Source organism: Brevundimonas sp. SGAir0440, from assembly GCF_005484585.1.
Taxonomy (GTDB): Bacteria; Pseudomonadota; Alphaproteobacteria; order Caulobacterales; family Caulobacteraceae; genus Brevundimonas.
This window is the reverse complement of sequence record NZ_CP039435.1, coordinates 2255279-2278933: the sequence shown is the minus strand read 5'-3', so window position 1 is coordinate 2278933 and position 23655 is coordinate 2255279. Positions and strand designations below refer to the sequence as shown.

Below are 23655 nucleotides of genomic sequence, written 5' to 3'. Positions count from 1 at the left end.
GGGGAGGGCGTTTCTGCACTTGCGAATACCCAAGGGGTCGCTTATCAGCGGCCCTTCATTTTTTCCAAGCCGAGTCCGGACAATGTCCGGGCGCTAGAACCCGAAAGGATCAGGCACATGAAACTGAACGAAATCCGCGACAACGAAGGCGCCCACAAGAAGCGCATGCGCGTCGGCCGTGGCCCCGGTTCGGGCAAGGGCAAGACCGCTGGCCGTGGCGTCAAGGGTCAGAAGTCGCGTTCGGGCGTCGCCATCGGCGGCTTCGAAGGCGGCCAAATGCCGCTGTACATGCGTATGCCCAAGCGCGGCTTCAACAACGCCAATGCTCTGAAGCTGGCTGAAGTGAACCTGTGGCGCCTGCAGGACGCCGTGGACGCCGGCAAGCTGGACGCCAAGTCCGAACTGAAGGGCGATGCCCTGGTCGCCGCCGGCGTGATCCGTCGCGTCAAGGACGGCGTGCGTCTGCTGGGCACCGGCGAGCTGAAGCAAGCGTTGAACCTGGTCGTCTGGTCGGCCACCGCCGGCGCCAAGAAGGCCATCGAGGCCGCTGGCGGCTCGGTCGTCGAGCAACGCATCGAAGCCGAAGCCAAGGCCGCCGCGCGCGTCGAGAAGCGCAACGCCGCCAAGGGCAAGGCTCCGGCCGCCAAGGCACCGCGCGGCGACGAGAACAAGATCTCGGCCCGCACCAAGCGCACCGCCGCCAAAGCCTAAGTCACGCGTCGTCGCGGCGATTAGGTCGTGACCTGATTACATCTGCGACGACGAAAGAACGGAAGCGGCCCTCGCATGAGGGCCGCTTTCCGCCTATCTGACGACTCAATCAGTCGTGGGGACGCATAATGGCTTCGGCCGCAGAACAACTCGCCGCCAATATGAACATGGGCTCGTTCGCGAAAGCGACCGAGCTGCATAAACGCCTGCTGTTCACGCTGGGCGCGCTTCTGGTCTATCGCATCGGCACCTATGTGCCGATCCCGGGCATCAACTCACAGGCCTTCCTGCAGTTCTTCCAGAACCCGGACGGTCAGCGCGGCATCCTGGACATGTTCAACATGTTCTCGGGCGGCGCGGTCGAGCGTATGGCCATCTTCGCCCTGAACGTGATGCCCTACATCTCGGCCTCGATCATCGTGCAGCTGATGGGCACGGTGTATCCGCCCTGGGAGAAGCTGAAGAAGGAAGGCGGCGAAAGCGGCCGCAAGCAGCTGAACCAATACACCCGCTATCTGACGGTGTTCCTGGCGCTGGCGCAGTCCTTCGGCATCGCGGCGGGCCTGAACAGCACGGCCGGCCTGGTCGACAACCCTGGCATCTTCTTCATCATCTCGACGGTCGTGACCCTGACCGGCGGCACCATGTTCCTGATGTGGCTGGGCGAGCAGGTGACGGCGCGCGGCGTCGGCAACGGCATCTCGCTGATCATCTTCGCCGGTATCGTGGCCGTTCTGCCGTCCACCATCGCCCGCCTGCTGGGCCTGGCCCAGCAGGGCCAGATGTCGGCCTTCGCCCTGCTGTTCATCGCCATCCTGGCCGTGGCCACCGTGGTCTTCATCGTCTTCATGGAACGCGCCCAGCGCCGTCTTCTGATCCAGTATCCGAAGCGCCAGGAAGGCAACCGCATGGCTGGCGGCGAGCGTTCGTTCCTGCCGCTGAAGGTCAACACCGCCGGCGTGATCCCGCCGATCTTCGCCTCGTCGCTGCTGATGCTGCCGACGACGGTTGCGACCATGACGGCCAACGCCGACCTGCCCAGCTGGATGAGCTGGCTGCCGCTGGTGACGGCGCAGCTGACGCACGGCCAGCCGCTGTTCATGGCGTTGTATGCTGCCCTGATCGTCTTCTTCTGCTTCTTCTACACCTCGATCACCTTCAATCCCGAAGACACGGCCGAGAACCTGCGGAAATACGGCGGCTTTCTGCCGGGCATCCGTCCGGGCAAGCGCACGGCTGAATATCTGGACTATGTACTGACCCGCCTGACCGTGATCGGCGCCGCCTACATCACCGCCGTCTGCCTGCTGCCGGAGTTCATCGTCAGCCAGTTCGGCAACAGCCTGTACTTTGGCGGAACGTCTATCTTGATCGTGGTCTCGGTCACCATGGACACTGTGGCCCAGATCCAGTCCCAACTGCTGGCGCACCAGTATGAAGGCCTGATCAAGAAGGCCAAGCTGCGCGGTCGTGGCGGTCGCGGCGCTCCCACGCCCGTTCGCCGCTAAGTCTTAGGTTGTCAGACGCCCAGGGGAGGGCTGAAGCATGAACTTGATCCTGTTCGGACCGCCGGCGGCGGGCAAGGGCACCCAGGCCAAGCGGCTGGTGGAAGAGAAGGGCATGGTCCAGCTCTCCACCGGCGACATGCTGCGCGCAGCCATCGCCTCGGGCTCGGAGCTGGGGCTCAAGGTCAAGGACGTGCTGGCGCGCGGCGATCTGGTCACCGACGAGATCGTCATCGCCCTGATCGAAGATCGTCTGACGGAGGCTGAGGCTGCTGGCGGCGCCATCTTCGACGGCTTCCCCCGCACCGTGGCCCAGGCCGAGGCGCTGGACGAGATGCTGGCCAAGCGCGGTGTTCAGATCGACGCCGTCGTTCGCCTGAAGGTTGACGACGCCGCCCTGACCGAACGGATCGCCAAGCGCTTCGCTGAACAGGGCCGTCCGGACGACAATCCGGAATCCTTTAAGGTCCGGCTCGAGGCCTACAACCGCAACACCGCACCTCTGCTTCCCTACTACGAAGCCCAAGGCAAATTGACCGAGGCCGACGGCATGGGCTCGATCGAGTCCGTCGCCAAGGCGATCGACGAGGCCCTGGCCTGATTTGCGTTTTCGGGCGTTGATCGCCTGATGACCCAGTTGGACGATCCTAAACCCGAAAAGACCCGCCTGCGTCGCTGGCGCATGGCGGCCATATTCGTCGCCGTCGCGGTCGCCGAGATCGGCCTGTTCCTGTTGCTGGGGCAGGTGAGGGCACCGGCCCCGGCGCCTGTGGTGGAGCCGCCTCCGTTCGAGGTCGTCCTCTACGATCCGCCGCCCCCGATTTCCAACGAACCCCCGGCGCCCGAGACCGGCGGCGGCGCCCCCGCTGCGCCATCCGTCATTCACACGCCGCCGCCTCCGCCGAAGGAACGCCCGCGCGAAGTTCCGGCGCTGCCCGTCAAGGCGCCGGAGCCTGCGCCCGTTGTCGGGGTCGCGCCGGCGCCGTCACCGCAACCCGGCTTCGGTCAGGGCGGGCAGGGGACAGGCAGCGGATCCGGCGTCGGCTCTGGGGCCGGCCCCGGCAGCGGCTCGACCGGACCGCGGCTGGTTACAGGCCCCACCATCGGCCAGATTCGCGCCAACCACCCGCCCGGCGCCCGCAGCCGTTACGGCCGGGTCGAACTGTCCTGCGTCATTCGCCTGGACAGCCGGCTGGACGGTTGTCGCGTGGTTCAAGAGACGCCCCCCGGCCTGGGCTTCGGCGCGGCCGGCTTGCAGGTGTCGGGCTATTTCCGCTTCCAGCCGCCGACCGAAGACGGTCGACCGGTCGAGGGCCAGCGGGTCACGGTCGGCGTCGATTTCGGCCGCCCGCCACGCTGAAGCGGCCCTGCGCGGGAGCGGATGTTGACGCCCGGTGAATCATCTGTATAAGGGCGCCTTCCCGCGAAGGGCGCCACGCTCCTGGTTTGTTAACCGGAGCGTTTGTTGCGTCTGACTAACGCGTATCTGGAGAATTTCGTGGCCCGTATTGCTGGCGTCAACATCCCGACCAACAAGCGCGTAGAGATCGCGCTTCAGTATATCCATGGCATCGGCCCGGCCGCCGCCAAGGACATCACCGAAAAGGTGGGCATCGAGCCCGCCCGCCGGGTGAACCAGCTGACGGACGCCGAAGTCCTGTCGATCCGCGAAACGATCGACAAGGATCACACCGTCGAGGGCGACCTGCGCCGCGAGACGTCGATGAACATCAAGCGTCTGATGGATCTGGCCTGCTATCGCGGCCTGCGTCACCGCAAGGGCCTGCCGGTCCGCGGTCAGCGCACCCACACGAACGCCCGCACCCGCAAGGGTCCCGCCAAGCCGATCGCCGGCAAGAAGAAGTAAGACAGACACATGGCCAAGGAACCGGGTCGCGTAAAGAAGCGCGAGCGCAAGAACATCACCTCGGGCGTCGCCCACGTGAATGCTTCGTTCAACAACACCATGATCACGATCACCGATGCCCAAGGCAACGCGATCTCGTGGTCTTCGGCGGGTCACATGGGCTTCAAGGGTTCGCGTAAGTCGACTCCTTACGCCGCTCAGATGGCTGCGGAAGACGCTGGCAAGAAGGCCCAGGAACACGGCGTGAAGACGCTGGAAGTGAACGTTTCGGGTCCGGGCTCCGGCCGTGAATCGGCCCTGCGCGCGCTGCAGTCGGTCGGTCTGACGATCACGACGATCCGCGACGTCACGCCGATGCCGCACAATGGTTGCCGTCCGCCCAAGCGTCGTCGCGTCTAAGCGATAGCGTTTTAAGGCACCCCCAATCTCCGTCCGCTCCATCATGGCCTCGTCGACAAGGCCGGAGCAGGCGAAACCCGTTCGAGGGACAAAATGATCGAAAGAAACTGGCAAGAGCTGATCCGTCCCGAGAAGCCGCAGATCGAGACCGGTTCCGATGCCCAGCGCAAGGCGCGCCTGGTCGCCGAACCCCTCGAGCGTGGCTTCGGCGTGACGCTCGGCAACGCGCTTCGTCGCGTTCTGCTGTCCTCGCTGCAAGGCGCGGCCGTCACGGCCATCCAGATCGACGGCGTGGTCCATGAGTTCTCGTCGCTGGAAGGCGTGCGCGAAGACGTGGTCGATATCGTCCTGAACATCAAGCAACTGGCGCTGCGTATGCACGCCGAAGGCCCCAAGCGCATGACGCTGCGCGCCACGGGTCCTGGCCCGGTGACGGCCGGCCAGATCGACGTGCCGGCGGACATCGAGGTTCTGAACCCCGATCACGTCATCTGCACGCTGGACGATGGCGCATCGGTGCGCATGGAACTGACCGTCCAGAACGGCAAGGGCTATGTCGCCGCTGAGCTGAACCGTCCGGAAGATGCGCCGATCGGGCTGATCGCCGTCGACGCCCTGTATTCGCCGGTCAAAAAGGTGGCTTACCGCGTCGAGCCTACCCGTCAGGGTCAGTCGCTGGACTACGACAAGCTGCTGCTGGAAGTCGAAACCAACGGTGCGGTCACGCCGGTTGACGCCGTGGCTTACGCCGCGCGCATCCTGCAGGACCAGCTCCAGATCTTCATCACCTTCGAAGAGCCCAAGAAGGCTGTCGAGCAGTCGGACGGCAAGCCCGACCTGCCCTTCAACCCGGCGCTGCTGAAGAAGGTGGACGAGCTGGAACTGTCTGTTCGTTCGGCCAACTGCCTGAAGAACGACAACATCGTCTACATCGGCGACCTGATCCAGAAGACCGAGGGCGAAATGCTTCGCACCCCGAACTTCGGCCGCAAGTCGTTGAACGAGATCAAGGAAGTTCTCACGACGATGGGCCTCAGCCTCGGCATGGACGTGCCGAACTGGCCGCCCGAAAACATCGAAGATCTGGCCAAGAAGTTCGACGACCAGATCTAAGTTCAACCCTCCGCCCGTCTCCTTCGGGAGAATGTCGGGGCGGTTAGAAGATTACGGTTCCAGGTCCCTGTCGGGATACCGGTTCCGGTGTAGGAGAGACCCAGATGCGCCACGGCGCCGCCCATCGTAAACTCGGTCGCACGACCAGCCACCGCACCGCCATGTTCGCCAACATGGCCGCCTCGCTGATCAAGCACGAGCAGATCACCACGACCCTGCCCAAGGCGAAGGAACTGCGTCCCTTCGTCGAGAAGCTGGTCACCCTGGCCAAGAAGGGCGACCTGCACGCGCGTCGTCAGGCCATCAGTCAGGTTCGCGACGTGCCGCAAGTCGGCAAGCTGTTCGAAACGCTGGGCCCGCGCTACAGCGAGCGTAACGGCGGCTATATCCGCATCATGAAGGCCGGCTTCCGCCACGGCGACAACGCCCCGATGGCCGTCATTGAGTTCGTCGACCGCGACGTCGAAGCCAAGGGCAAGGACTCCGGTCCGGTCCTGGCCTTCGAAGGCAACGACGAAGACTAAGATTTGGTCGTTTGACCAAACGCCGGAAGGGCGGTCGGAGCGATCCGACCGCCCTTTTGCTTTGCGTGCAAACCGGACATGAGGGGTGAATGACCGCCGCCATCGTCGATTTCCGTCCCGATCACGCCGCCGCCTGGGCGCAGTTGAACACCGCCTGGCTGATCGAGGGCGGCTTCGCCATCGAAGCGAAGGATCGGCTGGCGATCGACGATCCGCAGGGCGTGTTCCTGGACAAGGGCGGGCGCATCTTCATCGCGCAGAGGGATGGAGAGGCCGTGGGCTGCTGCGCCATGGTCCAGACCGATGACGGGGTGGAGGTCTGCAAGATGACCGTCACGCCCGCCGCGCGCGGCCTGGGGCTGGCGCGACGCCTGCTCGAGGCCTGCGAAGCGGCGGCGCGACAAGCGGGCTCTGACCGTCTCTATCTGGAAACGAACAGCGCCCTGAAGCCCGCGATCGCCCTGTATGAAAGCACCGGCTTCGTTCACCTGCCGCCACGGCCCACGCCCTATGCGCGCGCCGACGTCTTCATGGAAAAGCGGCTTTAGCCGTCCCAAAACGCGGCGATCGCCATGCTCCATATGAGCAGAATGCACAGGCCATAGGCGATCTGATCCTGAGGCGAGCGGTGGGGCGGCTTGGGCGGTGGGTTCGGAAGCGGCATCGCCAAGCTTGAAGCCGATAGGCGACGACAGCGAAATCGATTAAGCGGGTGAAGCTCTGTGAGGGGAGGTCACATGTCGGGTCGGGCCCCGCCGCCACTGAATGCGCTGCGAACCTTCGAGGTGTTCGCTCGGCACGGCAGCATGACCCGTGCAGCGGCCGAGTTGTGTGTCACCCACGGCGCGGTGAGCCGTCAGATCGCGGCGCTGCAGGCCTCACTGGGCGTGGCTCTGGTGGCCGGGCCACGCCATGCGCTGACGCTGACCCAGACTGGCGCCAAGCTGGCCGAGGGCCTGACGCCGGCGTTCGGCGCGATCATGGGCGCGGTCGATGGGGCGCGGCAGGGCGCGGTGCGGGAGATCGAGATCTCCTGTCTGGGCACCTTCGCCCTGAAATGGCTGATCCCACGTCTACCGTCCTTCCTGGAGGCCCATCCTGAGGTGCGCGTGAAGCTGTCGGAATCCTATGTGCCGGTCGACTATCGGCGCGACCGTTTCGACGGCGCCATCCGCATCGTGGAGCCGGATCAGGTTCATGTGAGAACCGAAGCGACGCCCTTTCTGAGCCAACATCAGGGGCCTGTCGGATCGCCATCCATGATGGCCCAGCTGCCGACGATAGACGCCTTAGCTGGCGCGCCGCGGCTGCATTCGGCGACCTTCCGTCGGGCGTGGTCGGTCTGGGCCGAACTGGCCGGCGTGACCCTGCCGGCAGCGACGATGGAGCGGGAGTTCGCGCACAATCATTCGCTGGTGGAGGCGGCGATCGCTGGACTGGGCGTCGCCATCGCGCCTTGGGCCTTTGTGGCGCCGGATGTCATGGCCGGCCGGTTGGCCGCGCCGTTCGGTTTCGTCGAGCGACCGTCCCGGTTCGTCTTTCTGCGGCCGCAAGGTCGCAAGGACGCGGCGGTGGACGCCTTCCGCGACTGGCTGGTTGCGGAAGGCGCGCGCAGTCCGTCGCCGCCTATTCCTTCGACAGGTCCTGGCGGTTGAACCAGGCGACGGCGGCGCCGAAGGTGACGCCGATCCACAGGGCCAGGCTGAGGACGCCTTTCAGCAGGGCGTGGTCGGGCAGTTGCGCCGTCGAGGCGCCGCCCGCGATGGCGGCCTTCAGCAGGTCGGTGGCCATGCCGGGTGACAGCAGCGGCAGAAGCCAGCCGTCCGGCGTCACGCCCATCGGCAGCAGCAGTTGGGGCAGGAAGAACTGGGCCACGCCGATCACCAGCGGCGCGAACAGGGCCGCCAGCAACGAGCGCGTCACCACGGCCGCCAGAAGGCCGAGCATGGTGAACTGCAGAAGGCGCGCCCAGGAGGTCAGGGTCAAAAGGCCGAAGTCCGCCGCTGCGGCGCCAGTCATCGAGAAGGCGAGGGGACGGCCGAACACCGCCGCCTGGATCACACTGGCGATCACGTCGGAGATCAGGGCGGCGAAAGTCGCCAGCACAATCACCAGACCAACGACCGCGACCTTGCCGGTCAGCAGGTTCGGCCGAGTGTTGCGCGCGCTGATCAGCCGCCAAGTCTCCCAGCGATAGTCGCCGGCGTAGATGGTCGCCGCGCCGATCAGCACGAACATCAGGATGGCCGGATTGGCGAAATCGCCCGCGCTCTTGACCAGGGTCATCCCCAGATCGAGCGGGCCGCCCTTCATCATGTCCGGCGGCAGCTTGCCCGCCAGTTTGGCCTCATTGGCCTTGGCGACCACGAAGCCCAGGGTGGCCAGGATCACGCCCATGATCGGGATGAACAGCACGCTCCAGAACAGGGCGGTGCGGTTCTTGGACAGGCGGTAGGTTTCGGAACGGATCGCGTCAGCCAGCACGGTTTTGCTCCTGCACGCCGGTCCAGCCGGTTTCGCTCATGAAGACGTCTTCCAGGTCCGCGCCGATCCAGCGCGCCTCTTCGATATCGACGCCGCCCTCGACCAGGGCCTTGATGGCGGCGGCGGCCTCGGCGCGCGGCACGGCGGCCACGATCGCATCGCCCTCAAGCGTCGCGCGCTCGCCCAGCAGCGACAGGGCCTTGGCCAGAGGCGTGACGGACAGGCGCAGACGCTCGCCCGAGGCGGTCAGGTCGGAGACCCGGCCCTCGGTGATGACCTTACCCTTGTTGAAGATGGCGACGCGGTCGCAGACGCGCTGGACCTCCTGAAGCTGGTGGCTGGCCAATATGACGGTGACGCCGTCGTGGTCGGCCAGGCTGCGGATCAGGGCGCGCATCTCCTGGATGCCGGGCGGATCCATGCCGCTGGTCGGTTCATCCAGAATGACGAGGTCCGGCTTGGTCATCAGGGCGGCGGCGACGCCCAGGCGTTGCAACATGCCGACCGAAAAGCCCTTCACGCGGCGGTTGGCCGCCTCAGTCAGACCGACGCGTTGCAGCCAATTGTCGATCTCGGCCGAGGACACGCCGCCATGGGCGCGGGCCAGCCATTCCAGCACCTGGCGGGCGGTCATAAAGGGCGGAAAGCGCGGCGTCTCGATCATCGACCCCATGCGCCGCATCGAGGCCGGATCGCCGATCCGACCGCCCATCACCGTCGCCTCGCCCTCGGTCGGCCGAATCAGACCCAGCAGGGTGCGAAACAGCGTCGATTTGCCCGCCCCATTGGGACCCAGAATGCCGTAGACCCCGCCGCGCGGGATCGACAAGGTCAGGCCGTCCAAGGCCTTTACCGTCCCGTAGGTCTTGGTCAGGCCGCGAATATCGATGACGGTTTCCATACGCCAAGCTTGGCGAGTGAACGCCGGTCGCACAAGCCGTCGCGTAGCTGTCGTCCATTAAGTTTAGGCAATGGTTCAGTGTCGCCTTGGAGTAAGTTCATGTCTCGTTTCGTCGCCGCCAGCCTGGCCGTGGCCGCCGCCTTCGCCGTCGCGTCCTGCGCCCCTCAGCCCGCCCATACATCGTCGGTTGTCGAGCAGGCCGCGCAGACGACCCGTCCCGATCTGGTCATCCTGGTGTCGATCGACGGCTTCTCGCCGGACTATCTGGGCAAGGGGCAGACGCCAGTGCTGGACGGACTGGTCGCCGGCGGCGCGTTCGGACCGATGCGGCCGTCGTTCCCCAGCGTGACCTTCCCCAATCACTATACGCTGGTGACGGGGCTGCACCCGGACCACCACGGCGTCGTCGGCAACCGGTTCACCGACGCGCAACTGGGCGCCTTCACCATGGCCAGCAAGGAAAGCGGCTTCTGGGATCAGGGCGAGCCGATCTGGGTCACGGCCGAAAAGGCGGGCGTGCGCACCGGTACCATGTTCTGGCCGGGATCGGAGGTCGAGATCCACGGCGTAAGGCCCAGCCAGTGGGCGCCGTTCGACCAGGGAATGCCGGGCGATGCGCGCGTGGATCATCTGCTGTCTTGGCTGGACCTGCCGATGGATCAGCGACCGAAGCTGGAGACGCTCTATTTCGACATCGTCGACACCGCCGGTCACCGCAACGGCCCCGATGCGCCCGAAACGCGCGCCGCCGCCGCATCGGTCGACGCCTCGATCGGACGGTTGATCGAGGGGCTGAAGGCGAAAGGGCTTTATGATCGCACGATGCTGGTCGTGATGTCGGATCACGGCATGGCCGCGACCTCGCCGGACCGGGTCGTGTGGATCGACGACATCATCGATCCGGCGGCGCTGAAGATCGGCTATGGCGGAGCGGTCCTGACCGCCGATCCGGCGCCGGGCCGCGAGGCCGAGGTGCAGCAGAAGCTGGTCGGACGCCATCCGCATATGGAATGCTGGAACAAGGCCGATGTGCCGGCGCGGCTGGTCTATGGCTCCAATCCACGCGTGGCGCAGATCGTCTGTCTGGTCGAAACCGGCTGGCTGACGGCGACGCGGGATCGGCCGGTGACGCGGGCGGGGGGCGCCCACGGGTATGACAATCAGGCGCCGGAGATGGCGGCGATCTTCATCGCCCATGGGCCGGGCGTGGTCGCCGGGCGTCGGCTGACCGATCTGGACAGTGTCGATGTGCAGCCCTTCCTGGCGCGGATGCTCGGGATCGCGGCGCCGGCCGGCGACGGGCGGGCGAAAGACACCTTGCCCGTCACCATGCCCTGACGGGGTGATTGGCGAGCCGACGATTTGGGCGCACACTGATCGCCAGATGGGTAGGCGAAGATGCGCAAGAGTCTGTGGGTCGCGACGGTTTCAGTCGCCTGTCTGATTGCGCCCGTGGCGGTCGCCGACGCCACAGCGACGGCGGCGACCTTGGCACTGATCACCAATCCGCAGGTCTGCGGCCGGGTCGAGGCCGTCGGCGATGTCCAGCCGACACGCGACATGGTCATGGCTCCGGGCTTCGGCGACGAGGGTTTCGCGGTCGATACGAAGAACCCCGAGGCCCAGGCCTGGTTCGACCACGGGGTTCGACTGCGCTGGGCGTTCGAGCATTCGGAATCGGTGCGGGCGTTCAGGAAGGCGAGGCAGTTGGACCCGTCGTGCGGCATGTGCGCCTGGGGCGAGGCCTGGGCGATCGGGCCGAACCTGAATGGCGGCGGCGGCGATCCCGAATCGATCGCCACAGGCCTCCGCGTCGCGCGTGACGCGCGGCGTCTGGCCCGCGACGCCACGCCGATGCAGCGCCAGATGATCGACGCCCTGATCCAGCGCTATTCCGGCAAGGAGAAGACCCGCGCGCTACGCTTCGCCCGCGCCATGGGCCGGATCGCAAAGCGTCACGCCGACGACGTGTCGGTCGCCTCGATCACCGCCGACGCCTGGATGCTCCAGCCCGAGGGCGAATGGTGGGACAAGGACGGCAAGGCGACCGATCCGGCCGTCACACGCGCCATGGCGATCCTGGAGCACGCCCTGACGGTCAAGCCGAACGATCCGGGCGCCATTCACCTGTATATCCACCTGACCGAATGGTCGGACGATCCACACAGGGCGCTGGCCTATGGCGAGCGGCTGGCCCTGTTGGCGCCGGGCGCCAGCCATCTGGTGCACATGCCGTCGCACACCTTCTATCGGGTCGGGCGGTACAAGGACGCGATGATGTCCAACGTCAACGCCGTGGCGCTGGACAAGAATTACGATCGGCTGGTCGCACCCCCGGGCGGCATTCGCGGCATGAGGCTGCACGCCCACAACATCCATTTCGGCATGGGCGGCGCCCTTATGGCGGGCGGGGCCGAGTGGGGGCTGGAGCTGGCCGACTGGTATATGGCGACCTATCCGCAGCTGGCGGGACCGCCCGAGGCGGGCGAGGACGGCTATGTCGTCTATCGTCAGGTGATGGCGGCGGACGCTTATGCGCTCTACGGCCGGTTCGGATCGGACGCCCAGGTCGCGGCGCTGGCCGAACCGGACGCAGGCCGTCCGCTGATGCGGGTCGGTTGGCGCTATGCGCGGGGTGAGGCGGCGGCGCGGCGCGGCGATGCGGCGGCGGTTCGGGTCGAGGCCCAGGCCATCGCCGCCCTGCTGGCGGACAAGGCGTTCAAGGGTCCTATGGCGGAACGTCAGACCGGTTTCGCCGAACTGTTCCAGAAGGTGCTGGAAGGCCGCGCGGCCATGATCGATCGGGACTATCTCGCCGCCATCGCCGCCTATGGCCGGGCGGCGGCGATCCAGGCCATGGCGCCCGAGGGCGGCGATCCGCCGATGATCTGGTATCCGACACGTCGTAGCCTGGCCGCCGCCTTGCTGGCGTCCGGCGATGCGGCGGGGGCCAAGGCCAAGATCGGCGAACTGCTGAAGGATTGGCCGAACGATCCCTACAGCTACTACGTCCTCTACCGCACCGAACAGGCGCTGGACGACGAAGCCGCGGCCAATGACGCCCTGCGCCACGCCGGCGTCGAATGGATCGGCGGACAGATGAGTCTGGCCGAGGCCTGAAGCCTCGGCCGTAGGTTGGTCAGCGCTTCGCCGCTTCGATCAGTTTGCCGATTTCGGCCGGGTCGATGCCGGGGCTGGCCTTGCCGTTGACGAAGAAGGTCGGCGTGCCGCGCAGACGCAGGGCGGCGGCCGTGGTGTGGATGTCGGCGATGTGGCGCGTGGTGTCGGGCGCGGCGATCGCGGCCTTGGCGCGGGCCATGTCCACGCCATGCGCCGCCAGGATGGCGTCGATCGCTTCTATCGACAGCGCCCGCTCGGTCATCAGCGCGTCATAGACCTCCAGATACTTGCCCTGCTGGTGCGCGGCCAGGGCGGCGCGGGCGGCGTATTGCGAGGTGATGTCGTCGCCGCGGTCCAGAATGGGCCAGTCCTTAAAGACGAAGCGGACCTCCGGATGGGCGGCCATCAGGGCGCGATAGTCGTGGGCCACGGCCTTGCAGCCGGGGCAGCGGAAGTCGAAGAATTCGATCACCGTGACCTTGGCGTTCGCTGGACCGAAGGCCGGATCGCGGGCGTCGGGCGCCAGGAGGCCGGCGTTGGCCGCGGCGGCCAGGTTCGTCTCCTCGACGGCGGCCTCGGCGTCCTTGGTCTGAAGCGCCATCTGCGCCTCCTGCAAGACCTCGGGATGCTCCAGCAGATACGCACGCACGTTCGATCCGCCGGTCAGATAGGGCGCGGCTGAAAAGCCCAGCGCGATGACCGACAGGCCCAAGGCCAGATAGCCGGCGCGGCCGCCGCTGAGCCATCCCGGCTTGGCGGTCTTGGGTTCGGGCGCAGGCGTGGGGGCGTCGTCGGTCATTCAGGCTCGCAGTCGGCGGTAAGGGATCAGTTGAGGGTGGCGGGCCGGCGCGCGGCGTCGCGGCGGTCCAGGTCGTTGAGATCGTCGGGCGTGGCGCCCGAGGCCAGGACGATATCGACAGCGCGGCGCCATTCGATCGAGCCGGGATCCAGCATGGAGCGGGCGCGCAGGGCGAACTGGGTGGCCTGTTTCTCGTCTCCGCCGGCGAAATAGTATTCCGCCGAGGCCAGGCGCGCCTGGCCCTCCTTGCCCTGTGAGGCGTAGGCCTGGGCCAGCAGTCGCCAGGCCATGGTGTTGTCCTTCTCGGCGACGACGGCGTGTTTCAGCTGGTCGATGGCCTCGTCCAGCTTGGCCTTGTCATTGGTTTCGATCAGGGCGTGGGCCAGGTTGACGCGCAGGAGGGGGGCGTCGGGCTTCAGGCGGACCGCCTCGCGGTGGGCGGCGACGGCCTCGGCCGGGCGGCCTTCCTCGAACAGGATCTGGCCCTTCAGTTCCTGGAAATAGGGGTTGTTCACGTCGCCGGCGATCAGTGCGTCCACCGCCGTCAGCGCCTTGTCCGTCTGGCCGTCGCGATACCAGGCGATGGCCCGCGCATAGCGACCGGGCAGGGACGCATCCGTCGACGGATAGTCGCGCAGGGTGGCGTTCGGCGGAGCCATGAAGGCGTGGATCTTGGCCAGGATCAGGGCGTGCTGCGCCATACGCTCGGGGCTGTCGCGATGGTCGTAGTGCGGCTGTTCCTGCACATAGCGGCGCAGGCTCTCGATCCGGTTCGACGACAGGGGGTGGCTGCGGAAATAGGGATAGCGGCGGGCGTCGGAGAAGACCTCCTGTGAGCGGAAGTTCTCGAAGAAGGACACCAGCCCCGCGCCGGATTCGCCGGCCGCCTCCAGCGCCCGCGCCCCCGAGATATCGGCCTCGCCTTCCTGGCTCTGCATGTAATGCAGCGCGCCCAGAGCGCCGAAATACTGGCTGGAGCCCAGCAGGGCCACGCCTGCGTCCGGCGCGCCGGCGGCGATCGCCAAGGCGCCCAGCGCCATGGTCATGAACATTGGCTGTTTGCCGGCGTTCTCGGCCCCGTCGCGCAGGGTGTGGCGGTTCTTGATGTGGCCCGCCTCGTGCGCCATCACGCCCAGCAGTTCGCCGGGGGTCTTGGTGCGCAGGATCAGGCCGGTGTTGACGCCCATGATCCGCCCGCGTGTCGCAAAGGCGTTCAGGTCGTTGTCGTTGACCAGCAGAACTTCGATGTCGTTCGGGTTCAGCCCCATGGCCACGAAGACCGGGTCGGCCCATTCGCGCACGATGCCCTCGACCTCGGTGTCGCGGATCAGGCTTTGTGCGGAGGCCTGGCCGGCGACGGAAACAGCCATCAAGGCCGTCGCCGCCGCCGCCAGAACGCGGGATGCAGATCGGGGAAGCCACCTCATGGCTCTACTCCAACAACGACCGGCCCCCGCCTGTATCCAGACAGTCTAATCGTGACCGATCAGCGGCGCCACCACCCGCGCTTGGGCTTTTCGGGCGGTGCGACGATCTGGTTCGGGTCTTCGGCGATGATGGCCTGAACGTCGATTTCCGGCGTGGGGGCGACGAAGCGCTCGGCCAGAACGGCCTCGGTCACCGGAACCGCCGTCGGGGCGGCGACCGGGGCGACCTCGGCCGGTTCGGCGGCCAGCGCCTCGTGCGGGGTCACGTCCAGTTCGACCGGCGCGCCTTCGACGGTCGCCTCGTTCGGCTCGATGGCGGTGTCGGGATGCGGTTCGGTCGCGATCTCGACATTGGCGCTGGCCGACTTGCGGCGCACGCGACGACGCTGAGGCTCAGGCGCGATGGCCGGGGTGGCCGTCTCGACGGCCCCGGTCGGCTCGACCATGACGGCCATGGGCGTTTCGGGCGAGCCGTCGGGCGGCATGCCTTCGTTGGTGGCGCGGTTCTCGACCTTGATCTCGTGGCTGACGGAACCGTCGCCACGGCCGCGACCACGACGGCGACGACGGCGCGAACGGCCGCCTTCCTCGCCTGAGCCTTCGCCGGCGCCGCTATTGGCGACGACATCCAGGCCTTCGCCCTCGGACTGAGCGAAGGCGGGGCGTTCAGACCGCTCATGGCGCTCGCCGCGTTCCGGGCGACCTTCCGAACGACCGGGGTTCAGCGGATCGAACCAGACATAGGGGTCGTCCAGCGACGGCGTGCGGCCGCGAACCCAGGTGTAGACGTCGCGCTCGCCATCCTCGCGCACGCGGCGACCGCCACGGCGGCCACGGCGACGGCGGCGGCCGTTTTCGTCATCCTCATCGTCCGAAGCGTCGTCCGCGCTGACCGTATCGACGGCCTCGACGTCGGAGGTTTCCTCGTCGCGACGACCGCCGCGACGGCGACGGTTGCGTCCACGACCGCGATCGCGACCACCGTCGTGACGCTCCGAGCGTTCGCGCGGTTCGTCGTCGTCGCTGTCTTCGCGATCCAGGGATTCGACCGTGTCGTCATCGTCGTCGGCGATGATCTCCTCGTCGTCGTCCTCATCCTCGTCTTCGTAGAGCGAGGCGTCGAAGTCGTCGTCGAGGTTGGGCATCTCGATCTCGGGCGCGACGAAGTCCTCGTTGGTCTCGGTGCGCTCGATATTGTGTTCGCCCTGACCCAGGCTGTCGTCGATCTGGACGATGACGTTCAGGCCGCGACGTTCCAGCAGCGCCTGCAGATAGGCGCGCTTGTGGTTCAGGATGTACAGGCCGACGGCGGTGCAGACCTTCAGCACCACGACGCCCGCGCCGTTCTTGCCGGCCTCGATGTCGACCGCGCGCAAGGTCATCAGAGCCGCGGATTCGGCCGAGCGAATGCGGCCCGTGCCCTGGCAGTGCGGGCAGGCTTCGGTCGCACCCTCGATCACGCCCAGACGACGACGCTGGCGGCTGATCTCCATCAGGCCGAAGGGCGAGATACGGCCCATCTGGATGCGGGCGCGGTCGGAGGACAGGGCCTCCTTCAGCACGCGCTCGACGGCGCGGTTGTTCTTGCCCTCATCCATGTCGATGAAGTCGATGACGACCAGGCCGGCGAGGTCGCGCAGGCGCAGCTGGCGGGCGGCTTCCTCGGCCGCTTCCATATTGGTCTTGAACGCCGTCTGCTCGACGTTGCGTTCCTTGGTGGCGCGGCCCGAGTTGACGTCGATGGCCACCAGGGCCTCGGTCTGGTTGATGACCAGATAGCCGCCGGACTTCAGCGGCACGACCGGCTGATGGATCTGCGTCAGCAGTTCCTCGATGCCGTTGGCCGCGAACAGGGGGCGCGAGCCGCGATACAGGTGAACCTTCTTGGCCTGGGCCGGCATCAGCACGCGCATGAAGTCGCGCGCCTCCTTGAAGCCCTCGACGCCCTCGACCTGGATGCCGTCGAAGTCCTTGTCGAACATGTCGCGCACGGCGCGGCGGACCAGGTTCTCTTCCTCGTAGATCACCGAGGGGGCGTGAGAGGCGAGCGTGGTCTCGCGGATCGTCTCCCAAAGACGCAGCAGATATTGATAGTCGCGCTTGATCTCGGCCTTGGTGCGCTTGGCGCCCGCCGTGCGGATGATCAGGCCCATGCCCTTGGGCACTTCCAGGGCCGAGACGGCGCTCTTCAGGCGACGACGGTCCGAGGTGTTGGTGATCTTGCGCGAAATGCCGCCGCCCTTGCCGGTGTTGGGCATCAGCACGCAATAGCGGCCGGCCAGCGAGAGCCAGGTGGTCAGGGCCGCGCCCTTGGCGCCGCGCTCGTCCTTGACGACCTGGACCAGCAGGATCTGGCGGCGCTTGATGACGTCCTGGATCTTGTAGCGACGCATCAGGCGGCGCTTCAGCCGCTCTTCGTCGGCCAGCGCCGATTCGGGATCGACGTCGTCGCCGGTCGATTCGCGGTCGAGATCGTCCTCGTCCTCGTCGTCGTGCGCCTCGGCCATGATGGCTTCACGGTCGGCGACGGGGATCTGATAATAGTCGGGGTGGATTTCGTTGAAGGCGAGGAAGCCGTGGCGGTTGCCGCCATATTCGATGAAGGCGGCCTGGAGGCTGGGCTCTACGCGGGTGACCTTGGCGAGGTAGATGTTGCCGCGAAGCTGGCGCTTCGCACGGGATTCGAAATCAAATTCCTCAATCTTGCGCCCGTCCACGATGGCGACCCGGGTCTCCTCGGGATGCGCCGCATCGATCAGCATTGTCTTTGACATGGAAAGTCTCTCTCTGGCGCGCGCAGGCCGACCGTCCCGGATCTCCGGACAGGGTCATGGCGGCTCGCCGAATGAAGGTGAGGGCCGGCGCGCGCGACATCCCCTCGCCGAGAACGGCGAAGAAGGCTTGATCAAGCCGTTGGGGAACGCAGGCGGAAAGGCCCATTAAGTCGTCGGTCCTGAACCGGGCGCGCCAATCCCTTGGGAAGGCCGCGTCCCTGGTCCGCTCTTCGAACCATCGGCCAGGCCGGGGCGGTTCTAGGATTGGTGAAAGTCAACGCCGCGAGGAGGGCGCGCCAAGATCCGCAAAGGCGAAATCGGCGCGATCGGTTCGCGAGCGGTCACAGCATAGTCATGCAACGGGAGAATTAAAAGGCGCTCGCCTTAACCCCCTGAATACGAGCCTCTGTCATGATGAGGTTCAAGTAGGCTTAAACCGGGTTCGCCGACGCAGATGAGCGGTCGCGTTTTGACAGGTCTGATGCGCTGGGGCGCCAAGGAGTGGGCGATGACCGCCCTGGCCTTCGTGGTCATCTGCATGGTCGGTCTGTCTGCGACGCGCGGTTTCGCCTGGGGCGCGCAGGGCGATGTGCTGGCGGTGCGCTTCGGCGCCGACGGCGATCGGACCCGCGTCGTCATCGATCTGGACAAGACGGCGCAGGGACGCGTCATCGACGCGGGCGGCGAAGGCCGTGTGGTCCTGGCCCTCAGCGGCGTCGCGCCCGGACGCGGCCTGAACGGCGGCGGTTCGGGTCTGGTGCGCTCCTATGAGGTCACTTCGTCCGGCGGTTCGTCGCGGGTTCAACTGGAACTGGCGCGCGGCAGCGAGATCGAACGGCGCTTCCTGCTGCCGCCCGGCGACGGTGTCAGCCATTATCGTTATGTCGTGGACTTGAAGGCGACCGGGGCCGCCGCGCGCGCCTCGACCACGCCGGCGCCGCGCGCCAGCGCGCCGCCGCGCCGCGCTGAACGTCCCCTGATCGTCATCGACGCCGGCCATGGCGGCAATGATCCGGGCGCCAGCGGCACAAGCGCCCAGGAAAAGCAGGTTACTTTGGCCGCCGCTCTGGCCTTGAAGGCCGAGCTTGAGAAGAACGGCCGCTATCGCGTGCGCCTGACTCGGACCGACGACCGATACGTCGACCTCTATCGCCGCGTCTCCATCGCGCGTCAGGCCGACGCCGACCTGTTCATTTCCTTGCACGCCGACGCCGGCGCCGATCCGGCGCTGCGCGGGGCCAGCGTGTATACCTTGTCGGAGCAGGGCGCGGGCCGGGCGGTGCGTGAGTTCACGCGAGGCGACAACTGGCACCGCGAACTGCATCTGCCGGGGCGCGATCCGTCGGTGGATCGCATCCTGCTTGACATGACCCAGCGCGCGACCCAGAACCGCTCCGCCCAGTTCGCGCGCGTCTTGCTGACCCACCTGGAAGGCTCGGACCATCCCCTCTTGCGCCGCAGTCATCGCGATGCGGGTCTGGCTGTCCTGTTGGCGCCCGACGTGCCTGCCGTGCTGCTGGAAATGGGCTTCATCACTAATCCCGAGGACGAGCGACTTCTGACCGACGAGCGCGCGCGCCGTCGCCTGATGAAGTCAGTCGCGGACGGGATCGATCGCTATTTCCGCGAGCCGTCGAGCCCGATGATGGCCGCCGCGAACAGCCAGGCCGCCGGCCAGCCCTGATCCGGCGCAACCAAGCCGGCCGTCGCCGGTTCTCGGACCATGAAAAAAGCGATTGTCACGGGCGGATCGGGCCTGATCGGAACGGGCGTCTGTAAGGCCCTGTTGGCCAAGGGATGGGAGGTCGCCTCCTTCGACCTGAAACCGGGCGAGGGCGAGGCCCGTCACATCGACTGTGATCTGGGTGATGAGGACTCGGTCAAACAGGCGTTCGAGAGGCTGGGCTGGTCGTCGCTGGACCTGCTGGTCAACAACGGCGGCATCGCCGATCCGGTGAACGGCCCGCTGGCTGAGCTGTCGCTGGCGGACTGGCGCAAGACCATCGACAGCCATCTGACCGGCGCGTTTCTGATGAGCCGCGCGGCCATTCCGCTGCTGAACGATGGCAGCGCTATCGTGAACATGATCTCAACGCGCGCCTTCATGTCCGAGCCGCACACCGAGGCCTATGCGGCGTCCAAGGGCGCGCTGTTCGCCCTGACCCACGCCCTCGCGATCAGCGAAGGCCCCCGGATCCGGGTCAACGCCATCGCGCCCGGCTGGATTTCGGACGGCGAGGATCTGCGTCCTGTCGATCACGAACAGCATCCGGTCGGCCGCGTCGGCCGCGCCGAGGACATCGCCGGGGCCGTGCTCTATCTCGCCGAAGCGGGCTTCGTCACGGGCCAGGTGCTGACCGTGGACGGCGGCATGACGCGCAAGATGATCTACGCCGACTAGACCGTCAGGCCAGGCCGGCCTTCTTCAGCGTCTTCCAGGCCTTGATGACGCGCTGCAGCTTGGCCTCGGCGCTGCGGTCGCCGCTGTTGGTGTCGGGGTGAAACCGCTTCAGCAACTCGTGATATTGGGCCTTGATCTTCGCCTTGTCGGCGCCCGGATCCAGATCGAGGTCGGCGAGGGCGGCGCGTTCCAGCTTGCCGATGCGGCGGTCTTCGGTCGCGGACTGCGGCGCTTGATCGCCCTTGCGCCCGAACAGGCCGAAGCTGTCGCGCCATGAGCCGGCGCCGGTGGTGTTGGACGTGCCCATCTTGGCGGCGAAGGCGGCGGCTTCGCGCGTGAACTTGCCGGCCTGCATCTCCCAGGTCGGGCGGCCGCCGGTCATGGCCTCGTTTTCTTGGGCGGCGCGAATCTCACCCTCGGTCATGCCCGCGTAGAAGTTCCAGCCCTTGTTGTATTCGCCGGCGTGCGGCTGGCAGAATTCGTAGAAGTCGTTCAGCCGTTCGCGCGACTTGGGCGCCTTGGCCGCGGCGGCCCGGCGGCAGTCGGGCCACTGGCACGGCTTTTCGCCCGGCTTCAGGTGCAGGACGTCGGCTTTCGCCGCCTCTTCCTCGGGCTTGGGCGGCTTCACCCTAATGTCGGTGAAGCGCGGCTTGTATTGAAAGGAGGCGGACATCAGCCGAAGTGTAAGCCCGATTGGGACAGCATCAAGGAATCGATCATGTCTGAAGGCCCGGTGGCGACGATTATTCGTGCAAAACTGACGGCAGGGCTGTCGCCCCTGCGTCTGGAGGTCGAGGACGACAGCTGGCGCCACGCCGGTCATCATCATGAAGGCGGAATGGACGCCAAGCCTGGCGGCGAAAGCCACTTCAATTTGGTGATCGTGTCCGCTGCTTTCCAGGGGCAATCGCGGCTGGCGCGACAGCGCGCGGTCAACGCCTTGTTGAAGGACGAGATGGCCGGACCGGTCCACGCCCTTTCGATCAAGGCGCTGACGCCGGAGGAGGCTGGCTGAGCGAAAGAACTGCGTTCACATCGTCTTAGAACCTTCGTCTTAGCGTCATGCGACCAAACAGAACGTGGGGATCTGGGCTTATGGTGGAATCAGACGGCGTCGCGAAGGCGCTCGAAGGCGAGCAACGCGCCGGAGACGCGGCCCAGGCGCTGACCGCCATCCTGCAGACGCAGTATCTCCGCTACATGATCATCGCCTCGTGGGGCGTGGGTCTTCTGGGCACTGTCGGCTTATGGCCCGCGCTTCTGTGGTTCGGCGGCACCCTGGCGGCCGGGTCGCTGCGGGGAATCGTCGAACATCGCCTGAGTCATCGCGTCGGCACCAACTGGGGCGTAATCTTCCCGATCGTGGCCACGGTGACGACCGGCGCCTGGGCCGTCGCGCCTCTGATGGCGTGGTTCTCCCCCACCGAGTTCGGACGGCCCCTGGCCCTCGCCCTGCTGATTTCCGGCTATGTGCTGGTGTTCGCCCAGCTTCGCAGCTCGCCGCGTCAGGCCCTGATCATCTCTTCGCCCTACGGCGCGGCCGCGACGATCATTCTGTTTAGCCTGTGGGGCACAAACGCCTTCTGGTCGATGCTCGCGGTCCTGCCGTTCACGGCGGCGGGTCTGTTCGTGCTGGTGACCATGACCCTGCTGCGCGAAGACCGCATTCGGGCCTTCCAGTCGCATCAGGCGCATCTGATCGAGGAGCTGGAAGCGGCCCGCGACAAGGCCAACGCCGCCAATGATGCCAAGTCGAACTTCCTGGGCGTGATCTCGCACGAACTGCGCACGCCCATGAACGGCGTATTGGGCGCGGCCCAACTGCTCAGCGCAACGCGACTGGAGACGACGCAGCGCGAGTATCTGTCGATCATCCGCAACTCCGGCGACAATCTGTTGTCGCTGCTGAACGACATCCTCGACATGACCAAGATCGAGGCCGGCAAGATGAACTTCGAGGTCGTCGACATCGTCATCGACGGTTTGAACAAGCGCATCACCGGTCCCTTCGAAGCGCAGGCCGAAGCCAAGGGCCTGACGTTCGTTACGACCGTGGAGGGCGAGATTCCGACGGTGGTGCGCGGCGATCCGCTGCGCGTCTGTCAGGTCGTACAGAACCTGCTGTCCAATGCGGTCAAGTTCACCGAGGCCGGCGAGATCCACTATCTTGTGCGCGGACACCGCGTATCGGATCAGCGCGTGCGGTTCGAATTCGTGGTCCAGGACAGCGGCGCAGGGATTGCGGCGGCCGATCTGGAGCGGCTGTTCATGCCCTTCACCCAAGTCGACACCTCGTCGACGCGGCGCTTTGGCGGGACGGGTCTGGGCCTGACCATCGCGCGGCGCATGGCCAACATCATGGGCGGCGACATCACCGTGACGTCCAAGCTCGCCGAGGGCTCGTGCTTCACCCTGGAAATCGAGGCCGAGGTCGTGGAGTGGGCCAAGCCCGTCGCGGCGGCCGAGGTTCATGCCGAGATCGAAGGCGGCGAATCGCTGCGTGTCCTGGTGGTCGAGGACCACCCGGTGAACCGCATGATCCTGGAGGCCTGGATGAGCTCGGCCAGCCACATCACCTCGACGGCCGAGAACGGTCAGGTCGCGGTGGATATTGCCAAGGATCAACAGTTCGACCTGATCATCATGGATGTGAACATGCCGGTGATGGACGGACTGACCGCGACCCGCATGATCCGCGAGGGCGGCCAGAACGCCGGCACCCCGATCGTGGTCCTGTCGGCCTCGGCGCGTCATGAGGATCACGAAGCCGGTCTTCAGGCGGGCGCCGACGCCTATCTGAACAAGCCGATCGATTTCGGCGCTTTGGCCGCTCTGATGGGGCGCGTCAGCGGCGGTCGCCACGCGGTCGCGCAGATGGCGCTGCCGTCGTCTGAGGCTTCCGTCGCCGCCTGATTGCGGCGATCCTGTGTTCCCGACATGAACCTAGCCCGAGGACGCCGGTTCAGGCGCGCCTCAGTCGCCGTGCTCCATAACCGCCTCCAAGCCGATGATCTTCGGCGCAGATGGAGACACGATCATGAAAAAGATCCTGACCACCGCAATCGCTTCGGTCATGGCCGCCGGCGCGCTGGGCGCCGCTGGCGCAGCCTCGGCTCAGCCCGTACCGCCGCACGGCCCGCATGGTCCCGCCGCTCGTCACGGTCCGGGTCCTGACCACTACGATCGTCGGGACTACCGCCAGGATCGCCGCGACTATCGCCGCGAGCTGCGCGAGGATCGTCGCGACTATCGCCAGCAGCAACGGGCCTATGAACGCTGGCAGCGTGCGGAACGTCGTTACAACGCCCCGCGCTATGTCCCGCCGCGCGGCTATGCGGTTCGGACCTGGAGCTATGGTCAACGGATGCCGTCCTATTACCGCACCAATGCCTATGTGGTGAACGACTATAGCCGCTATGGCCTGCGCGCGCCGCCCCGTGGCTATCAATATGTCCGCAGCGGCAATGACGTGGTGCTCGCCGCCGTCGCCGGTGGTTTGATCACCGCCGTGATCGCCGGCCTGTTCAACTGATCCGTCAAGGATTTGAGATGCGCCCCGGAGGGAAACCTCCGGGGCGTTTTTCGTTCTAAAGAGGACGGCGACGCTTCCGGCGCCCAAGATGGATCACG

At 66.4% G+C, this 23655-nt stretch carries 23 protein-coding genes; 17 read left to right on the top strand and 6 right to left on the bottom strand.

The window, feature by feature from the left end; translation table 11 throughout:
* The first annotated feature begins 117 nt into the window (after positions 1-117).
* The 10 genes from rplO to E7T10_RS11235 all read left to right on the top strand — a co-directional run bounded on the left by rplO (position 118) and on the right by E7T10_RS11235 (position 7774).
* Positions 118-711 carry a 50S ribosomal protein L15 gene (gene rplO / locus E7T10_RS11280; protein ID WP_017506044.1) on the top strand — a complete coding sequence of 198 codons (594 nt, stop codon included), beginning with the start codon at positions 118-120 and terminating at the stop codon, positions 709-711.
* Positions 712-839: 128 nt separating this feature from the next.
* On the top strand, positions 840-2219 hold the full coding sequence (gene secY / locus E7T10_RS11275) for a preprotein translocase subunit SecY (protein WP_017506043.1): 1380 nt from the start codon (positions 840-842) through the stop codon (positions 2217-2219).
* Between the two features lie 37 nt (positions 2220-2256).
* The gene (locus tag E7T10_RS11270; protein ID WP_017506042.1) at positions 2257-2817 is read left to right on the top strand and encodes an adenylate kinase; all 561 of its coding nucleotides are present in this window, start codon (positions 2257-2259) and stop codon (positions 2815-2817) included.
* Positions 2818-2844: 27 nt separating this feature from the next.
* Positions 2845-3576, top strand: a complete 732-nt coding sequence (locus tag E7T10_RS11265) for an energy transducer TonB (protein ID WP_137721866.1) — start codon at positions 2845-2847, stop codon at positions 3574-3576.
* Positions 3577-3714: 138 nt separating this feature from the next.
* Entirely contained in the window at positions 3715-4083 is a 369-nt protein-coding gene (gene rpsM / locus E7T10_RS11260; RefSeq protein WP_026108555.1) for a 30S ribosomal protein S13, read from the top strand.
* A gap of 9 nt (positions 4084-4092) precedes the next feature.
* A complete protein-coding gene (rpsK, locus tag E7T10_RS11255) occupies positions 4093-4482 on the top strand; it encodes a 30S ribosomal protein S11 (protein WP_013268944.1) in 390 nt (129 codons plus the stop codon).
* Positions 4483-4575: 93 nt separating this feature from the next.
* Positions 4576-5595 carry a DNA-directed RNA polymerase subunit alpha gene (locus tag E7T10_RS11250; protein WP_039248576.1) on the top strand — a complete coding sequence of 340 codons (1020 nt, stop codon included), beginning with the start codon at positions 4576-4578 and terminating at the stop codon, positions 5593-5595.
* A 104-nt stretch (positions 5596-5699) separates the two neighbouring features.
* Entirely contained in the window at positions 5700-6119 is a 420-nt protein-coding gene (rplQ, locus tag E7T10_RS11245; protein WP_017506039.1) for a 50S ribosomal protein L17, read from the top strand.
* 89 nt (positions 6120-6208) lie between these two features.
* Entirely contained in the window at positions 6209-6667 is a 459-nt protein-coding gene (locus E7T10_RS11240) for a GNAT family N-acetyltransferase (protein WP_137721865.1), read from the top strand.
* 189 nt (positions 6668-6856) lie between these two features.
* The gene (locus tag E7T10_RS11235) at positions 6857-7774 is read left to right on the top strand and encodes a LysR substrate-binding domain-containing protein (RefSeq protein ID WP_137721864.1); all 918 of its coding nucleotides are present in this window, start codon (positions 6857-6859) and stop codon (positions 7772-7774) included.
* Here the strand turns inward: E7T10_RS11235 and E7T10_RS11230 are convergent.
* Positions 7746-8603 (bottom strand): ABC transporter permease subunit, encoded by an 858-nt coding sequence (locus tag E7T10_RS11230; RefSeq protein WP_137721863.1) that lies wholly within the window; start codon positions 8601-8603, stop codon positions 7746-7748. The two genes, E7T10_RS11235 and E7T10_RS11230, sit on opposite strands and share 29 nt — an antisense overlap.
* On the bottom strand, positions 8593-9504 hold the full coding sequence (locus E7T10_RS11225; RefSeq protein ID WP_137721862.1) for an ABC transporter ATP-binding protein: 912 nt from the start codon (positions 9502-9504) through the stop codon (positions 8593-8595). Before E7T10_RS11225 ends, E7T10_RS11230 begins: the two co-directional genes overlap by 11 nt.
* 99 nt (positions 9505-9603) lie before the next feature.
* On the opposite strand from E7T10_RS11225, the gene E7T10_RS11220 reads away from it, so the two are divergent.
* The gene (locus E7T10_RS11220; RefSeq protein ID WP_137721861.1) at positions 9604-10842 is read left to right on the top strand and encodes an ectonucleotide pyrophosphatase/phosphodiesterase; all 1239 of its coding nucleotides are present in this window, start codon (positions 9604-9606) and stop codon (positions 10840-10842) included.
* A gap of 60 nt (positions 10843-10902) precedes the next feature.
* Positions 10903-12624 carry a hypothetical protein gene (locus tag E7T10_RS11215; RefSeq protein WP_137721860.1) on the top strand — a complete coding sequence of 574 codons (1722 nt, stop codon included), beginning with the start codon at positions 10903-10905 and terminating at the stop codon, positions 12622-12624.
* 19 nt (positions 12625-12643) lie between these two features.
* Here the strand turns inward: E7T10_RS11215 and E7T10_RS11210 are convergent, their stop codons facing one another.
* The 3 genes from E7T10_RS11210 to E7T10_RS11200 are packed head-to-tail and all read right to left on the bottom strand — an operon-like array spanning position 12644 to position 17624.
* On the bottom strand, positions 12644-13423 hold the full coding sequence (locus E7T10_RS11210; protein WP_137721859.1) for a thioredoxin domain-containing protein: 780 nt from the start codon (positions 13421-13423) through the stop codon (positions 12644-12646).
* 26 nt (positions 13424-13449) lie between these two features.
* Complete coding sequence (locus tag E7T10_RS11205; protein ID WP_137721858.1) at positions 13450-14850, bottom strand: M48 family metalloprotease; 1401 nt, start codon at positions 14848-14850, stop codon at positions 13450-13452.
* 59 nt (positions 14851-14909) lie between these two features.
* Positions 14910-17624, bottom strand: a complete 2715-nt coding sequence (locus E7T10_RS11200; RefSeq protein WP_168189938.1) for a ribonuclease E/G — start codon at positions 17622-17624, stop codon at positions 14910-14912.
* Between the two features lie 481 nt (positions 17625-18105).
* On the opposite strand from E7T10_RS11200, the gene E7T10_RS11195 reads away from it, so the two are divergent.
* Together E7T10_RS11195 and E7T10_RS11190 are read left to right on the top strand one after the other, a co-directional pair.
* The gene (locus E7T10_RS11195) at positions 18106-19308 is read left to right on the top strand and encodes an N-acetylmuramoyl-L-alanine amidase (protein WP_246845994.1); all 1203 of its coding nucleotides are present in this window, start codon (positions 18106-18108) and stop codon (positions 19306-19308) included.
* Between the two features lie 39 nt (positions 19309-19347).
* Positions 19348-20025 (top strand): SDR family oxidoreductase, encoded by a 678-nt coding sequence (locus E7T10_RS11190; RefSeq protein ID WP_137721856.1) that lies wholly within the window; start codon positions 19348-19350, stop codon positions 20023-20025.
* Positions 20026-20029: 4 nt separating this feature from the next.
* On the opposite strand, the gene E7T10_RS11185 is transcribed toward E7T10_RS11190, so the two are convergent.
* Entirely contained in the window at positions 20030-20698 is a 669-nt protein-coding gene (locus tag E7T10_RS11185; protein ID WP_039247646.1) for a J domain-containing protein, read from the bottom strand.
* A gap of 45 nt (positions 20699-20743) precedes the next feature.
* On the opposite strand from E7T10_RS11185, the gene E7T10_RS11180 reads away from it, so the two are divergent.
* From E7T10_RS11180 to E7T10_RS11170, 3 genes are all read left to right on the top strand, one after another.
* Positions 20744-21040 (top strand): BolA family transcriptional regulator, encoded by a 297-nt coding sequence (locus tag E7T10_RS11180; protein ID WP_039247647.1) that lies wholly within the window; start codon positions 20744-20746, stop codon positions 21038-21040.
* Between the two features lie 80 nt (positions 21041-21120).
* Positions 21121-22938, top strand: a complete 1818-nt coding sequence (locus E7T10_RS11175; RefSeq protein WP_137721855.1) for a response regulator — start codon at positions 21121-21123, stop codon at positions 22936-22938.
* A gap of 124 nt (positions 22939-23062) precedes the next feature.
* Complete coding sequence (locus tag E7T10_RS11170; RefSeq protein ID WP_137721854.1) at positions 23063-23557, top strand: RcnB family protein; 495 nt, start codon at positions 23063-23065, stop codon at positions 23555-23557.
* The last annotated feature ends 98 nt before the right edge of the window (positions 23558-23655 follow it).

Bases quoted from the DNA above. Each gene is read 5' to 3' on its own strand.
- rplO (WP_017506044.1), top strand. From the start codon at position 118: ATGAAACTGAACGAAATCCGCGACAACGAAGGCGCCCACAAGAAGCGC.
- secY (WP_017506043.1), top strand. From the start codon at position 840: ATGGCTTCGGCCGCAGAACAACTCGCCGCCAATATGAACATGGGCTCG.
- E7T10_RS11270 (WP_017506042.1), top strand. From the start codon at position 2,257: ATGAACTTGATCCTGTTCGGACCGCCGGCGGCGGGCAAGGGCACCCAG.
- E7T10_RS11265 (WP_137721866.1), top strand. From the start codon at position 2,845: ATGACCCAGTTGGACGATCCTAAACCCGAAAAGACCCGCCTGCGTCGC.
- rpsK (WP_013268944.1), top strand. From the start codon at position 4,093: ATGGCCAAGGAACCGGGTCGCGTAAAGAAGCGCGAGCGCAAGAACATC.
- E7T10_RS11250 (WP_039248576.1), top strand. From the start codon at position 4,576: ATGATCGAAAGAAACTGGCAAGAGCTGATCCGTCCCGAGAAGCCGCAG.
- rplQ (WP_017506039.1), top strand. From the start codon at position 5,700: ATGCGCCACGGCGCCGCCCATCGTAAACTCGGTCGCACGACCAGCCAC.
- E7T10_RS11240 (WP_137721865.1), top strand. From the start codon at position 6,209: ATGACCGCCGCCATCGTCGATTTCCGTCCCGATCACGCCGCCGCCTGG.
- E7T10_RS11235 (WP_137721864.1), top strand. From the start codon at position 6,857: ATGTCGGGTCGGGCCCCGCCGCCACTGAATGCGCTGCGAACCTTCGAG.
- E7T10_RS11225 (WP_137721862.1), bottom strand. From the start codon at position 9,504: ATGGAAACCGTCATCGATATTCGCGGCCTGACCAAGACCTACGGGACG.
- E7T10_RS11220 (WP_137721861.1), top strand. From the start codon at position 9,604: ATGTCTCGTTTCGTCGCCGCCAGCCTGGCCGTGGCCGCCGCCTTCGCC.
- E7T10_RS11215 (WP_137721860.1), top strand. From the start codon at position 10,903: ATGCGCAAGAGTCTGTGGGTCGCGACGGTTTCAGTCGCCTGTCTGATT.
- E7T10_RS11210 (WP_137721859.1), bottom strand. From the start codon at position 13,423: ATGACCGACGACGCCCCCACGCCTGCGCCCGAACCCAAGACCGCCAAG.
- E7T10_RS11205 (WP_137721858.1), bottom strand. From the start codon at position 14,850: ATGAGGTGGCTTCCCCGATCTGCATCCCGCGTTCTGGCGGCGGCGGCG.
- E7T10_RS11200 (WP_168189938.1), bottom strand. From the start codon at position 17,624: ATGTCAAAGACAATGCTGATCGATGCGGCGCATCCCGAGGAGACCCGG.
- E7T10_RS11195 (WP_246845994.1), top strand. From the start codon at position 18,106: ATGCGCTGGGGCGCCAAGGAGTGGGCGATGACCGCCCTGGCCTTCGTG.
- E7T10_RS11190 (WP_137721856.1), top strand. From the start codon at position 19,348: ATGAAAAAAGCGATTGTCACGGGCGGATCGGGCCTGATCGGAACGGGC.
- E7T10_RS11185 (WP_039247646.1), bottom strand. From the start codon at position 20,698: ATGTCCGCCTCCTTTCAATACAAGCCGCGCTTCACCGACATTAGGGTG.
- E7T10_RS11180 (WP_039247647.1), top strand. From the start codon at position 20,744: ATGTCTGAAGGCCCGGTGGCGACGATTATTCGTGCAAAACTGACGGCA.
- E7T10_RS11175 (WP_137721855.1), top strand. From the start codon at position 21,121: ATGGTGGAATCAGACGGCGTCGCGAAGGCGCTCGAAGGCGAGCAACGC.
- E7T10_RS11170 (WP_137721854.1), top strand. From the start codon at position 23,063: ATGAAAAAGATCCTGACCACCGCAATCGCTTCGGTCATGGCCGCCGGC.